16 protein-coding genes and 1 tRNA gene are annotated in these 13591 nt (G+C 69.9%); 12 read left to right on the forward strand and 5 right to left on the reverse strand.

The window, feature by feature from the left end:
• Positions 1–25: 25 nt before the first annotated feature.
• Positions 26–511: an FBP domain-containing protein gene (locus D7D94_RS13195; RefSeq protein ID WP_156243053.1), complete on the reverse strand. Its 486-nt coding sequence runs from the start codon at positions 509–511 to the stop codon at positions 26–28.
• A gap of 269 nt (positions 512–780) precedes the next feature.
• Between D7D94_RS13195 and D7D94_RS13200 the strand changes: the two genes are divergently transcribed.
• From D7D94_RS13200 to D7D94_RS13210, 3 genes are read left to right on the forward strand one after another with little or no spacing between them, the layout of a single operon-like run.
• The gene (locus D7D94_RS13200) at positions 781–1239 is read left to right on the forward strand and encodes an FAS1-like dehydratase domain-containing protein (RefSeq protein WP_156243054.1); all 459 of its coding nucleotides are present in this window, start codon (positions 781–783) and stop codon (positions 1237–1239) included.
• Positions 1232–1636, forward strand: coding sequence for a MaoC/PaaZ C-terminal domain-containing protein (locus tag D7D94_RS13205; protein ID WP_156243055.1), 405 nt, complete (start codon positions 1232–1234; stop codon positions 1634–1636). The genes D7D94_RS13200 and D7D94_RS13205 overlap by 8 nt, the downstream gene beginning before the upstream one ends.
• Positions 1633–2769 carry a UDP-N-acetylmuramate dehydrogenase gene (locus D7D94_RS13210; RefSeq protein ID WP_156243056.1) on the forward strand — a complete coding sequence of 379 codons (1137 nt, stop codon included), beginning with the start codon at positions 1633–1635 and terminating at the stop codon, positions 2767–2769. The genes D7D94_RS13205 and D7D94_RS13210 overlap by 4 nt, the downstream gene beginning before the upstream one ends.
• A gap of 57 nt (positions 2770–2826) precedes the next feature.
• Here the strand turns inward: D7D94_RS13210 and D7D94_RS13215 are convergent, their stop codons facing one another.
• Positions 2827–4026 (reverse strand): pyridoxal phosphate-dependent aminotransferase, encoded by a 1200-nt coding sequence (locus D7D94_RS13215; RefSeq protein ID WP_156243057.1) that lies wholly within the window; start codon positions 4024–4026, stop codon positions 2827–2829.
• Positions 4027–4101: 75 nt separating this feature from the next.
• Positions 4102–5019: a DUF808 domain-containing protein gene (locus D7D94_RS13220; RefSeq protein ID WP_156243058.1), complete on the reverse strand. Its 918-nt coding sequence runs from the start codon at positions 5017–5019 to the stop codon at positions 4102–4104.
• Positions 5020–5217: 198 nt separating this feature from the next.
• On the opposite strand from D7D94_RS13220, the gene D7D94_RS13225 reads away from it, so the two are divergent.
• The 5 genes from D7D94_RS13225 to rplA all read left to right on the forward strand — a co-directional run bounded on the left by D7D94_RS13225 (position 5218) and on the right by rplA (position 8045).
• Positions 5218–5290 (forward strand) — tRNA-Trp (locus D7D94_RS13225).
• Between the two features lie 35 nt (positions 5291–5325).
• A complete protein-coding gene (gene secE / locus D7D94_RS13230) occupies positions 5326–5589 on the forward strand; it encodes a preprotein translocase subunit SecE (protein ID WP_156243059.1) in 264 nt (87 codons plus the stop codon).
• Positions 5590–5687: 98 nt separating this feature from the next.
• Positions 5688–6707: a transcription termination/antitermination protein NusG gene (nusG, locus tag D7D94_RS13235; protein WP_173024342.1), complete on the forward strand. Its 1020-nt coding sequence runs from the start codon at positions 5688–5690 to the stop codon at positions 6705–6707.
• 199 nt (positions 6708–6906) lie between these two features.
• Positions 6907–7338: a 50S ribosomal protein L11 gene (rplK, locus tag D7D94_RS13240; RefSeq protein ID WP_156243061.1), complete on the forward strand. Its 432-nt coding sequence runs from the start codon at positions 6907–6909 to the stop codon at positions 7336–7338.
• A gap of 14 nt (positions 7339–7352) precedes the next feature.
• A complete protein-coding gene (rplA, locus tag D7D94_RS13245) occupies positions 7353–8045 on the forward strand; it encodes a 50S ribosomal protein L1 (RefSeq protein WP_156243062.1) in 693 nt (230 codons plus the stop codon).
• A gap of 90 nt (positions 8046–8135) precedes the next feature.
• On the opposite strand, the gene D7D94_RS13250 is transcribed toward rplA, so the two are convergent.
• Together D7D94_RS13250 and D7D94_RS13255 are read right to left on the reverse strand one after the other, a co-directional pair.
• Positions 8136–8657: a MarR family winged helix-turn-helix transcriptional regulator gene (locus D7D94_RS13250; RefSeq protein WP_156243063.1), complete on the reverse strand. Its 522-nt coding sequence runs from the start codon at positions 8655–8657 to the stop codon at positions 8136–8138.
• Between the two features lie 55 nt (positions 8658–8712).
• The gene (locus tag D7D94_RS13255) at positions 8713–9396 is read right to left on the reverse strand and encodes a YqaJ viral recombinase family protein (protein ID WP_156243064.1); all 684 of its coding nucleotides are present in this window, start codon (positions 9394–9396) and stop codon (positions 8713–8715) included.
• A gap of 365 nt (positions 9397–9761) precedes the next feature.
• Between D7D94_RS13255 and D7D94_RS13260 the strand changes: the two genes are divergently transcribed.
• The 4 genes from D7D94_RS13260 (at position 9762) to D7D94_RS13275 (ending at position 13590) form a co-directional block, all read left to right on the forward strand.
• Positions 9762–10802, forward strand: a complete 1041-nt coding sequence (locus D7D94_RS13260) for a hypothetical protein (RefSeq protein WP_156243065.1) — start codon at positions 9762–9764, stop codon at positions 10800–10802.
• A gap of 310 nt (positions 10803–11112) precedes the next feature.
• Positions 11113–11628, forward strand: coding sequence for a 50S ribosomal protein L10 (rplJ, locus tag D7D94_RS13265; RefSeq protein WP_156243066.1), 516 nt, complete (start codon positions 11113–11115; stop codon positions 11626–11628).
• A 51-nt stretch (positions 11629–11679) separates the two neighbouring features.
• The gene (rplL, locus tag D7D94_RS13270; RefSeq protein WP_156243067.1) at positions 11680–12063 is read left to right on the forward strand and encodes a 50S ribosomal protein L7/L12; all 384 of its coding nucleotides are present in this window, start codon (positions 11680–11682) and stop codon (positions 12061–12063) included.
• Between the two features lie 183 nt (positions 12064–12246).
• Entirely contained in the window at positions 12247–13590 is a 1344-nt protein-coding gene (locus D7D94_RS13275; RefSeq protein WP_156243068.1) for an ABC transporter substrate-binding protein, read from the forward strand.
• Position 13591 lies beyond the last annotated feature (1 nt).

The following is a 13591-nucleotide window of genomic DNA, read 5'->3' on the forward strand; positions in this document are numbered from 1 at the left end:
GCAGCCCTCGCCCCGCCGTGTCGGCTCACGCGCCCAGCTCGCGCACGAACGCGCGCACGTGCTCGCCGAGCCGCCGGATGCGCTCGTCGCGCGCGGCCTCGCGGTCGAAACCCTCGTAGGCGAGGGGCGGGAGCTTCCGCACCGCCGCCGAGCAGCCGAAGTTCGCGCACACGAGGGTTCCGATGGTGTCGCCCTTGCGACCGGCGGGCCCGGCCTTGCGCGCGGAGAAGAACTGCACGTCGTTGGCGAGGGTCACGTCGTCGCACCACGAGCACATGGCGCGAGCGCCGACGCGCTGCTCGGCCTGGCGCAGGAGGACCGCCACCGGGCGGTCGTCGATCTCGACCACGACGTACGCGCGACGCGGCAGCTTGGGGTCGGCCCAGCCGAGGTAGTCGAGGCGGTCGAAGTCGCGCTCGGCGAAGTCGACGGGCAGGGTGAGGTCGGCGACCTCCTTGCGGGAGGCGTTGACGAAGGCAGCGCGGATGTCGCGCTCGGTGATCGGGGTCATGATGTCCGTTCGGATGGCCCGGGCTCTGCCGGCAGGGGGAAGCGGCCGCGCGGGCGGTCGCGGAGGAGGCGTCGAGGACGCACGAGAAGACGGCGCGCGGCGCGCCGGGCACGGGGCTCGCGAGAGGCGAGCGCGCTCAGCCTCTGCCGCCGACGCGGATGGCGTCGGCGACCTCCTCACGCCCGCGAGGCGGGCTCACCGGAAGGGACATGCGCGCCAGTCTAACTTCGGCCCGCCGTCGTTCAGGCCGCCCTCGTTAGGATGGCCCGGTGCCTGTGAACCCCGAACTGGTCGGCCGCGAGTTCCCGCCGACGCCCCCGTACCTGGTGGGTCGCGAGAAGGTGCGCGAGTTCGCGCGCGCCGTCTTCGCCGACGCGCCGCAGCACTCCGACCCCGAGGCCGCACGCGCCCTCGGCTACACCGACGTTGTAGCGCCGCCGACCTTCGCGATGGTCGTCCAGGACCACACCCTGCAGCAGCTGCTCGGCGAGCCCGACAGCGGCATCGCGCTCGAGCGCACGATCCACGCCGAGCAGCGGTTCCGCTACACGCGTCCGATCGTCGCGGGCGACGAGCTCACCGCTCGCCTGACCGTCACGGGCATCCGCTCGGTCGGCGCGAACGCCATGATCACGAGCGACGCCGAGATCGTCGACAGCACCGGAGCCCACGTCGTGACCGCCACGTCCGTGCTGCTCGTCGGGGGAGAGGACGCTGCGAATGTCTGACCTGACCGTGGGCGACGTCGTCGCCGAGCGCACTGTGCACCTCACGCGCGAGTCCCTCGTGCGCTACGCCGGTGCATCCGGCGACTTCAACCCGATCCACTACCGCGACGACGTGGCGGTCTCGGTCGGTCTCCCCGGCGTCCTCGCGCACGGGATGCTCACCATGGGGCTTGCCGTCGGCACGATCGCCGAGTGGCTCGGCGACACCGGCCGCATCCTCGAGTACGGCGTCCGCTTCACGCGCCCGGTCGTCGTCGATCCCGAGACCGGCGCCGACGTCTCCGTCGTCGCCAAGGTCGGGCAGCTGACCGACGACGTCGCCCGCATCGACCTCACCGTCTCACACGCCGACACCACGGTGCTCGGCAAGGCGCAGGTGCGCGTGCGGGTCGCATGAGCGAGGTCGCTCCGATCCCGTTCTCGCAGCTCACGACGCTGCGCGTCGGCGCCGCCCCCGAGCGGATGGTCGAGGCCCGCACCCGAGAGGAGCTCGTCTCCGCGCTTCGCGACGTCTGGAGCGACGACGACGAGTGGATGGTGCTGGGCGGCGGATCCAATCTGCTCGTCGGCGACGAGCCCTTCCCCGGGACCGTGATCCGCATCCTCACCAGCGGCTTCCAGCTCGTCGACGGGGCGCGCGAGGGCTTCGTGCGGCTGCGCGTCGAGGCGGGGCAGAACTGGGACGAGCTCGTCGCGTACGCCGTCGCCCACGGGCTCGCCGGCATCGAGGCGATGTCGGGCATCCCCGGCACGACCGGCGCTGCGCCCATCCAGAACGTCGGCGCGTACGGTCAGGAGATCGTGCAGACGCTCGTCGAGGTCGAGCTCATCGACGAGGCGACCGGCGAGATCTCGACCGTCCCCGCCGCCGACCTCGGACTCGGCCCGCGGACATCCGTGCTGAAGCGCCACTACGGCTCGGCGCCCGAGCGCGAGGCGGTCATCCTCTCGCTGACCCTCGAGCTCGAGAGCGTGGGCACCGGCCCGAGGCCGCTTCACGACGCACGGCTCCGTGGCGCCCTCGGTGTCGCGGACGGCGCCGAGGTGTCGCTCTCGTGGATCCGCGAGCATGTGCTGGCCATCCGCGCCGCCAAGGGCATGGTGCTCGACGACCCCGACCCCGACACGCACAGCGCGGGATCGTTCTTCCAGAACCCGATCCTGCCGGAGGCCGTCGCCCGCACGCTGCCGCCCGAGTGCCCGCGGTGGCCGGTCGAGCCCGACCTCGACCCGGTCGTCGTCATCCCGCTCGCCGCGTACGACGGCGCGCTGCCGCCCATCGTGTCGTCGCGCACCGACGTGAAGGTGCCGGCCGCGTGGCTCATCGAGCACGCGGGGATCGAGAAGGGCTTCCGACTGCCGCGCTCGCGCGCCGGCGTCTCCACGAAGCACGCCCTGGCCCTGACCAATCGCGGCGGTGCCACGGGCGGCGAGGTGGGGGAGCTCGCGCGCTTCATCCAGAGTCGCGTCGCCGCCGAATTCGGCATCGTGCTGCAGCCGGAGCCCGTGCTCGTCGGCGTCGAGCTGTAGCGGCTGACGCGGAAGGGGCCGCCGTCCGAGGACGGCGGCCGCTTTCTGCACCCGGGCTCAGGCGAAGAGCTCCTGCATGCGCTGGATGCCCTCGAGCAGCTGGTCATCGCCGAGCGCGTATGAGAGCCGAAGGTAGCCGCTCGGGCCGAAGGCCTCGCCCGGAACGACCGCGACCTCGACCTCGTCGAGGATGAGGTCGGCGAGCTCCAGCGACGTCTCGACGCGGCGGCCGCGCCATTCGCGGCCGAGGAGACCCCGGACATCCGGGTAGGCGTAGAACGCGCCGAGCGGGTTCGGCACCGTCACGCCCTCGATCTTCGACAGCTCGGCCACGATGAGGCGCCGGCGCCGGTCGAACGCCGTGCGGAACTCCTCGACCTCGGTCTGCGGGCCGCTCAGGGCGGCGATCGCCGCGCGCTGCGCGATGTTGTTGACGTTGCTCGTCAGGTGCGACTGCAGATTCGCGGCGAGCTTGATCGCATCGGCGGGCCCGACCATCCAGCCCACGCGCCAGCCGGTCATGGCGTACGTCTTGGCGACGCCGTTGAGGAGCAGCGCCTGGTTCGCGAGCTCCGGGACGGCCTCCACGATCGACACCGCGCGGGCGCCCTCGTAGACGAGGTTCTGGTAGATCTCGTCGGTGATCACCCAGATGCCGTGCTCGAGGGCCCACCGGCCGATGGCCTCGGTCTCCTCGAACGTGTACACGGCGCCGGTCGGGTTCGACGGCGACACGAAGACGAGCACGGTGGTGCGCTCGGTGCGGGCGGCCTCGAGCTGCTCGACGGTGACCTTGTACTCCTGGTCGGCGCCGGCGAAGACCTCCACCGGCACGCCGTCGGCCAGGCGGATGGCCTCGGGATACGTCGTCCAGTACGGCGCGGGCAGGAGCACCTCGTCGCCGGGGTTCACCACGGCCTGGAACGCCTGGTACACGGCCTGCTTGCCGCCGTTGGTGACGACGATCTGGGCGGGGGAGACCTCGAGGCCGGAGTCGCGCAGCGTCTTCGCGGCGATCGCCTCGCGCAGCGGGAGGAGGCCGGCTGCCGGGGTGTAGCGGAAGTTCGCCGGGTCGGTCAACGCGGCGGCGGCGGCGTCGACGACGAACTGCGGGGTCGAGAAGTCCGGCTCGCCGGCGGCGTAGGAGATGACGGGCTTCCCCTCCGCCTTGAGGGACTTCGCCTTGGCGTCGACCTTGAGGGTCGCCGATTCGGCGATGGCGGAGAGCTTGCGAGAGAGCGGGGCGCGGTCGGTCACGCTCTCAGCGTAGTGGGAGCGCCACCGCGCGACCACGGCGACGTCATGGACCGTGACGCGGCCGGCCACCCAGGGTCAGCCGTGCACGTGCGCGGGCGACTCGCCGCCCTCCGTGAAGCTCGGGCGGCGCCCGATCATCCGTCCGACGAGGAGGACCACGCCGACGATCACGAGGCCGACCGCGAGCCCGGCGATCGCCGACGCGAGGGTGTCGCCGAACCAGACGACGACCGCGCCGAGCGGCTCCAGCACGTGCTCGATCCCGTGCAGCACGTCCATGGGCGCGTGCAGGCCGACCTCGCCGAGGTTCGCCAGCACGAGGTGCCCGCCGACCCACAGCATCGCGACGGTGCCGATGACGCTGATGACGCGGAACACCGCGGGCATGGCGCGGACGATCCCGGTGCCCGTGCCGCGCACGCGCGCGTTGCCGCTCGTGGCCATCCGCAGGCCGACGTCGTCGATCTTCACGAGGAGGGCGACCACCCCGTAGACGACGCCGGTCATGATGAGCGCGATCACCGCGAGCGTGCCCAGCGTCATCCAGATGCCGATGTCGGGGTCGAGGTTCGACAGCGAGATGAGCATGATCTCCGCCGACAGGATGAGGTCGGTGCGGATGGCTCCGAGTACGAGGCGCTTCTCGTCGCGGGCGCCCTCGTCGGCCTGGCCGTGCTCGATGCCGAACCACTCCAGCACCTTCTCCGCGCCCTCGAAGCAGAGGAAGGCCCCGCCCGCGATGAGGAGGTACGGCAGCGCCCACGGCGCGAACGCCGTCAGCAGCAGCGCGACCGGGATGATCACGATGAACTTGTTCGCGATCGACCCGAGGGCGATCTTCCCGACGACCGGCAGCTCGCGGGCGGGCGTGATGCCCTGCACGTACTGCGGCGTCACGGCGGCGTCGTCGATGACGACGCCGGCCGCCTTCGAGGAGGCCTTCAGAGCCGCGCTGAGGATGTCGTCGACGACGGCGAGCAATCCGACGGACATGAGGTGCCTCCTGGAGGGTACGGGGTGGCAACACTACCGGGCCGAGGCGGCCATCCGCCGTCGTCGTCGACACGCCTCGGTTCGCGGTGCCGAGCGGCATGCCCTATGCTGGAGAGCGCAGTGCTCGTCTGCATTCTTCCGCTGTGCCTCGTGCGGGGCGGATGGTCGGAAGGGCATTCCTGAGGTCGCGAGACCTCTAGGGCGGTAGCTCAATTGGCAGAGCAGCGGTCTCCAAAACCGCAGGTTGCAGGTTCGATTCCTGTCCGCCCTGCGCGTCAGCGACAGCTGGCTCACGAAAGGTAACCCATGGCCCACGACGCTTCCGGCGGCGAGATCGTCGCGGCGAATGGCGCGGCTGACGGCAAGAAGGCAGGGTTCTTCGCCCGGATCGCCCTCTTCGTCCGTCAGGTGATCGCCGAGCTCCGCAAGGTCGTCACGCCCACGCGCAAGGAGCTGCTGAAGTTCACCTCCGTCGTGCTGGGGTTCGTGGTGGTCATGATGGCCCTGGTCTACGGGCTGGACTACCTGTTCTCGTGGGTCACGACGGTGGTGTTCGGCGTTCCGAGCTGATCCAGCCGGTCGGATGACGGCCGTGCCCTCTCCGCGTCACAATGGGGAGAGCAAGTCTGCGCGACGCCTCCCGGCGTCCGGAACGGAAGAGAAACCACGTGTCTGAGAAGTACGCCGACGACGTCGACCTCGCGACGGCTGCTGAGCAGTCGAGCGAAGAGGACGAGGCCCAGGAGGGCAGCGTGCTCACCGCCGAGGAGCGCGCGAGCGCTTCCGCCGAGCACGCCGCCATGCACATCGATGGCGAGGATGAGGGCTCGAACGAGGACATCGCCCTCGACATCGACGACCCGGAGGCCGACGCGGTCGTCAACGACGCCCTGAACCTCGACGAGACCGCAGAGGTCGAGGCCGCGGCGGAGGTCCTCACGGACGCCGCCGAGGAGGAGGCCGACGAGGCCGAGGCCGCAGCCGCCGACGAGATCGCTCCCTACGACGGCCCCGAGCTGGGCGACGGCACCGAGGGCGACGAGGAAGAGGGCGACGACGACGACCCGTACGAGGCCTTCCGTCGCGAGCTCCGCTCGCTCGAGGGCAAGTGGTACGTCATCCACTCCTACGCCGGATTCGAGCGCAAGGTGAAGGCCAACATCGAGCAGCGCAAGTCGACGCTCGAGGTCGAGGACGACATCTACCAGGTCGAGGTCCCCATGGAGGACGTCGTCGAGATCAAGAACGGCCAGCGCAAGATGGTCACGCGCGTGCGCATCCCGGGCTACGTGCTCGTGCGCATGGAGCTCAACGAGGACACCTGGTCGGTCGTGCGCCACACTCCGGGCGTCACCGGCTTCGTGGGCAATGCCCACAACCCGACGCCGCTGCGCTTCGAAGAGGCCTTCAACATGCTGAAGCCCCTCGCGGAGCTCAAGGAGGCGCAGGCGCAGGCATCCGGCAAGGGCACCGCGAAGAAGGGCCAGCAGGCCCCCGCGCGCGTCATCGCCGCCGAAGTCGACTTCGAGATCGGCGAGACGATCACCATCAAGGAGGGCTCGTTCGCCGGTCTTCCCGGGTCGATCAGCGAGATCAAGCCGGAGAGCGGCAAGCTCACCGTGCTCGTGTCGCTCTTCGAGCGCGAGACGCCGGTCGAGCTCTCGTTCGACCAGGTCACCAAGCTCTGACGCGACGCGACTCCTCGCAGCGCTTCTGAACGACGAGCGGCCGTCCCATCGGGGGCGGCCGCTTCGTCGTGCTCGGTCAGGAGACATGCGGTAGACTCTTGTGGTTTGCGTCTTGCGACGTGGATCCCACCGCACCCGGGCCATCCGAGGTGCGGGAGAGCGGATGCAACCGGCATCCGTTCGATGAAAGGAAGAGGAAATGGCACCGAAGAAGAAGGTGACCGGCCTGATCAAGCTTCAGATCAACGCCGGTGCAGCCAACCCGGCGCCGCCGATCGGACCCGCTCTGGGTCAGCACGGCGTCAACATCATGGAGTTCTGCAAGGCGTACAACGCGGCGACCGAGTCGCAGCGCGGCAACGTCATCCCCGTGGAGATCACCGTCTACGAGGACCGCAGCTTCACGTTCATCCTGAAGACCCCGCCGGCCGCTGAGCTGATCAAGAAGGCCGCGGGCGTCGCGAAGGGCTCGTCCACGCCGCACACGGTCAAGGTCGCGAAGCTCACCAAGGACCAGGTCGTCGAGATCGCCAAGACGAAGCAGCCCGACCTGAACGCGAACGACCTCGAGGCCGCCTCGAAGATCATCGCCGGCACCGCCCGCTCCATGGGCATCACGGTCGAGGACTGAGGGGGATAACGGATATGACTACCAAGTCCAAGGCATACGCCGCCGCGGTCGAGAAGATCGAGGCCGGCAAGTTCTACACTCCCGCCGAGGCCGTCGCCCTCGCGAAGGAGACCGGCTCGAAGAAGTTCGACTCGACCGTCGAGGTCGCGCTGAAGCTCTCGGTCGACCCCCGCAAGGCGGACCAGATGGTGCGCGGCACCGTCATCCTGCCCCACGGCACCGGCAAGACCGCCCGCGTCATCGTGTTCGCCAACGGCGCTGCGGCTGAGGCCGCCATCGCCGCGGGCGCCGACGAGGTCGGCGGCGCCGAGCTCATCGAGAAGGTCGCCGCCGGCTGGACCGACTTCGACGCGGCCGTGGCCGTGCCGGAGCTCATGGGCCAGGTCGGTCGTCTGGGCAAGGTCCTCGGTCCCCGCGGCCTGATGCCGAACCCCAAGACGGGCACCGTCACCCCCAACACGGCGAAGGCCGTCGAGGAGATCAAGGGCGGCAAGATCGAGTTCCGCGTCGACAAGCACGCCAACGTGCACTTCGTCGTCGGCAAGGCCTCGTTCTCGACCGAGCAGCTCAACGAGAACATCGACGCCGCGCTCGAGGAGATCGTGCGCCTCAAGCCGTCGAGCTCGAAGGGCCGCTACATCCAGAAGGGCGCCGTCTCGACCACCTTCGGTCCCGGCATCCCGCTGGACGTCAACGCGATCGTCTGACACGCGCTGCAGCAGGAAGGCCCCGTCCATCGGACGGGGCCTTCCTCGTACCCGGGGGATGACGCGGCGTGGGTGCCGGCCCCGGTGCGGTCAGCGCGGGTCGGGCGCGGTCCCGTTCGTGAGCGCGCGCAGCAGGGTGGCGAGGTCGCGAACGCGATCGACGTCCCATGCGAGGAGACTGTTGTGCAGCAGCGTCTGATTGCCCGAGCGGGCGGCCGTCAGGCGCTCGACGCCGAAGGGCGTCGCCTCGAGCAGACTCGCCCGCCGGTCGCCGGGATCCGGCGTGCGGGCGATGAGCCCCAGATCCTGCAGCTCTCGCAACGTGCGGCTCAGCTGCCCCTTGTCCAGGGCCATCCGCTCGGTCATGTCGGACGCCTTGATCGGGCCATCGCGGACGATGGTGGTGAACACCTTGTAGGCACCGGGGTTGAGCCCGGGGGAGACGCGCTCGGCCATCTCGTTCGTGATGCGGCGCACCTTCGTCATCAGCTCGCCGAACTCCGCTTCGACGGCCAGGATGGCCTCGGCCTGCTCGGAGGAGGTGGCGCGCGCCTCCCCGGAGGCCGCCGGCCCGGAGTGCTCGAAGGCGCTCGGTGCGAGATCCGCAGTCATGAGCCCATTCTCCCGGATTGGGCTCGGCGCTTCTTGGCAGGCGGCTGCGCGCAGCTCAGTCGGAGAGGGCGAGTGCGCGGTAGGCCGAGCGCTGGAGGGCCCGCTCGCGCGGCGTGAGCGCGGGAGCGGCCTCGATCGGGCGCTGCGGCAGCTCCTTGCCGGTGGTGCGGCGGTAGAGCTCGTCGATGAGCGCCGTCGCCAGCTTCACGAGCTTGCCGATCTCCACGTCGTCGCGATCGATCCACATGGACTTGGGCTCGTCGTGCAGGGGCTGGAAGTCGCGGTGCTCCTCCCAGGCGAACAGCGTGCGCTCGGCGCCGAGCACATGCTGCTGCCACCACACCTGGCGCAGGTAGGTGCGGGGGATCGACCGCCACGTCTTGTTCGTGGTCTTGATCTCCGCGAGGAGGACGCGGCCGCTCGTGTCGACGGTGATGCCATCCGGTGTGGCGAGGTGGCGGCGCTCGACGGTCGCGTGGAAGAGGGCGCTCGAGGGATGGATGCCGTGCGTCGCCGCGACCCAGGCGGCGATCTCAGGCTCCCGGCGCCGACCGTGGTCGGTGTAGGCGTTGCCGCCGAAGGACGACCCGCGCAGCTTCTGCTCCGCCGCGCGGGGGATGACGCGCTCGCTGGTGATCGTCGCGATGTCGGTGGCGGTGATCCCCTGCGAGCGTGCTCGCAGCCAGGCGACCCGATCGCGGGAGTCCGCGACGATCCGGGCGGCGATTTCGGGGGTCACGAATAGACCCTAACGCCGACCCCTGACGGCATCCCGGACACCGCCCGCGCGTCGCGCTCACGCCGGCACGTGGGGCCTCCCGCGCGTCGCGCTCACGCCGGCGGGTGGGCCGCGCGCGGGTCGCGCTCACGCCAGCGGGTGGAGCCGCCAGACGATGTCGTCTCACCGCCGCGACACCGAATGCCCGCAATTCTCGTGTGCGCTCGATGAGACGACATCGTCTGGTCGCCCTGCGCCCGCCGTCGCGCCCGCAGTATGCGCCACAGAGGGCCATCGCCGTGTGCACAGCCCGCCTGCTGGCGGCGCGTCGCAGGTCGGTTTTCCTCGAGCGGGATCGGCCAGCGTCTGGACGGGAGCATCGGGGGATGGCTGACCTGCGAGTGAACGACGTGCTCCGCCATCTGTGGTCGCGGGAGCGGCTGCGGATCGAGGGTTGGCGCCCCTCGCGCATCCAGCAGGCGCTGCGGCGGGGCGACCTCAGGCGGGTTCGCCACGGCTGGTACGTGGTGACGGACTTCTGGGATGGTCTCCACCCGCGCCAGCAGCACCTCGTCGAGATCGTCGCGGCCGCGTGCGAGATGCGCGGCGGCGGCGTGGTCGTCTCGCACCTCTCGGCGGCCGTCTTGCACGGGTTCCCGCTCGTCGGCGCGCGCCCGGAGCGCGTGCACGTCACGCTCCCCGGCGAGGTCGGCGCGTCCGGCACCGGCGACGTCGCTCGCCACCGACTGGCTCTCGACGAGGAGGACATCACTGTGGTCGACGGCATCCGCTGCACGGGAGTGGAGCGGACTCTCTTCGACGTCGCCCGCAGCGAGCCCGCGGAACGGGCCATCGCCATCCTCGACGCGGGTCTCGCCGCTGCGGCGCTCGATCATCGCGCGATCGATGAGGAGAAGGAGACCGCCTGGCGCTCGGCGCTCCTTCGGCGGGTGGTCGATGCACGCGGCGCGCGCGGGCTGCGCCGGGGAGCGTGGCTCATCGGCTTCGCGGACGGCCGGGCGCAGCTTCCCGGGGAGTCACTGAGCCGACTGCAGCTGCACCGCCTGGGCTACGCGCCGCGTCTGCAGGTTCCGGTGGCGAATCCCGCGGGCGGGTGGTGGTGGATGGACTTCGCGCTCGACGAGGCGAAGGTCTTCGGCGAGTTCGACGGACGGGGGAAGTACCTCGACTCGGAGATGCGGGCCGGGCGCACAGCCGAGGAGGTGGTGCTCGACGAGAAGAGGCGCGAGGACGGCGTGCGCGGCGTGACCGGCTGGCGCATCGTCCGGTGGGGGATGGCCGAGGTGCGCAGCCCGGACGCGCTCGCCAAGCATCTGGCCGCGTTCCACGTGCCCCTCCCGCCGTCAAACGATGTCGTCTCGTCGCGCGCACACGGTATTCAGCGGAAACCCGTGTCCTTTCGGTGAGACGACATCGTCTGGTCGCCGGGCCCTGGCCGCTGGGCCCCGGCTCCCGCGAAGCCCGGGCGATTTGGCACCCCGCCTCGCGTGGGGTACTCTGGTTCAAGCCGAAGACCGCCGGTCATCGTCGTGTGCGCAAGTGCATGGTGATCGAAGCTCTGCGAAGCAGGGGCCCGCGCAGGTGTCACGAACGAATCCCGTGAGAACGGGAATCCAGCTCCGTGCGCTTGCGCCGGAGCTTTTTTCTTTGTCGGGGCGGGCGGTGCGGCCGGGGCCCCACTTCCGTGGAGCTCCTCAGGACAATCAAGGAGTGGCCATGGCGCAGAAGGAAGCATCGGTCGCCGAGCTCACGAAGCAGTTCGAGAGCTCGACCGCCGTTCTGCTCACCGAGTACCGCGGTCTGACGGTTGCCGAGCTCAAGGAGCTCCGCAGCGCGATCCGTCAGGACGCGGAGTACGCCGTGGTGAAGAACACGCTGACCAAGATCGCCGCGAACAACGCGGGGATCACGGCGCTGGACGACGACCTCAAGGGTCCGTCGGCCGTCGCCTTCGTGCACGGCGACCCCGTCGCCGTCGCCAAGGGTCTGCGCGCCTTCGCCAAGGCACACCCTCTTCTCGTGGTGAAGGGCGGCTACTTCGATGGCGCCGCTCTCAGCCCTGAGGAGGTCAGCAAGCTCGCTGACCTCGAGAGCCGTGAAGTCCTGCTCGCCAAGGTCGCGGGCATGATGAAGGCATCGATGTCGAAGGCTGCCGCCCTCTTCCAGGCGCCGCTGTCGAAGACCGTTCGCACGGTCGAGGCGCTGCGCGAGAAGCAGGAGAACGCGGCCTGATCAGGCTGCGTATCAGCAACCCCACAAACCCCGAACAGTAGGAGATACATCATGGCGAAGCTCAGCACCGAAGAGCTGCTCGACCAGTTCAAGGAGCTCACGCTCATCGAGCTCAGCGAGTTCGTGAAGGCGTTCGAGGAGACCTTCGACGTCACCGCTGCTGCCCCGGTCGCCGTCGCGGCTGCTGGTGGCCCCGCCGCCCCGGCCGAAGAGGCCGAGGAGAAGGACTCGTTCGACGTGGTCCTCGAGGCCGCTGGCGACAAGAAGATCCAGGTCATCAAGGTCGTCCGCGAGCTCACCTCGCTCGGCCTCGGCGAGGCCAAGGCTGTCGTCGACGGCGCTCCCAAGGCCGTCCTCGAGGGCGCCAACAAGGAGACGGCCGAGAAGGCCAAGGAGGCCCTCGAGGGCGCCGGCGCCACCGTCACCCTCAAGTAAGTCTCTTCCTCGCGAAGAACTCGCTTCTCGAAGGCCCCGGGCTTCTGCCCGGGGCCTTCGTGCGTCCGCCATCGGACGGAAGTTACCCGTCCGTGACTGTCGAGACATTGTGGAAGCGCTCCTATCGCTCATAGCTTGGGATCCATAGCATTCCTACACATGCCCTGGAGATAGGAGCAGACGATGAAGACTGCAGGACGCAAGCGCATCCTCCTCGCCGCAAGCGGGCTGGGGATCGCCAGCCTCGCTCTGGCGGGATGTACCAGCGGACCGGGCGCCTCCTCGGGCGGCGGCGGTGGCGGCGGAGACGAGGGGGGGGACGGCGGCTCCGCGAAGGTGACCGTCTACGGCACGATCGTCGACGCCGAGGCGGAACTCCTCGAGCAGTCCTGGGCGGACTGGGAGGAGGAGAACGGCATCGACATCGTGTACGAGGGCTCGCAGGAGTTCGAGGCGCAGATCGCCGTTCGCGCGCAGGGCGGCAACCCGCCCGACCTCGCGATCTTCCCGCAGCCCGGCCTCCTCTCCGACATGGCGAGCCGCGGCTACATCATGGAGGCGCCCGAGGGTGTCGTGTCCAACCTCCGCGAGTACTGGGCCGAGGACTGGGAGACGTACGCGTCGCACGACGGCACGGTCTACGGCGCGCCCCTCATGGCCAACGCCAAGGGCTGGATCTGGTACCCGCCCCAGACGTTCGAGGAGAACGGCTGGGAGATCCCGAGCGACTGGCAGGGGCTCCTCGACCTCACTCAGCAGATCCGAGACGACACCGGCAAGGCGCCCTGGTGCGCGGGCTTCGGCTCCGACGCGGCGACCGGATGGCCGGGCACCGACTGGATCGAGGACCTCGTCCTCCGTCAGGCCGGCCCCGACGTGTACGACCAGTGGGTCGCCAACGAGGTCCCGTTCACCGACCCGCAGATCAAGTCGGCCTTCGACGCGACCGGCGAGATCCTGCTGAACCCGGACTACGTCAACGCCGGGTTCGGCGATGTCGCGTCGATCGGCTCCACGCCCTTCGGCGACGTGGCCAACGCGCTCGTGTCCGGCGACTGCCTCCTCACGCACCAGGCGTCGTTCCTCGACGGCTTCATCGTCGAGGCCGGCGGCGAGGTGGGCGAGGATGGCGATGTCTGGGCCTTCATGCTGCCTCCCGTCGAGGCCGGCTCGGGCGACGTCATCACCGGCGGCGGCGAGATCGTCGGCGCGTTCAGCGACGACGAGAATGTCGTGAAGGTGCAGGAGTACCTCTCCAGCCCGGAGTGGGCGAACTCCCGCGTCTCGCTCGGCGGCGTGATCAGCGCGAACAACGGGCTCGACCCGGAGAACGCGCAGAGCCCCATCCTGAAGGCGGCCATCGAGATCCTGCAGGACGAGAACACGACGTTCCGCTTCGACGGCTCCGACCTGATGCCCTCCGCCGTCGGCGCTGGCACGTTCTGGACGGGCATGCGCGACTGGGTGAACGGCGCCTCGACCGACGACGTGCTGGAGCAGATCGAATCGGGCTGGCCGGAAGAGTAAC

Source organism: Microbacterium oryzae (assembly GCF_009735645.1).
GTDB classification, from domain to species: domain Bacteria; phylum Actinomycetota; class Actinomycetes; order Actinomycetales; family Microbacteriaceae; genus Microbacterium; species Microbacterium oryzae.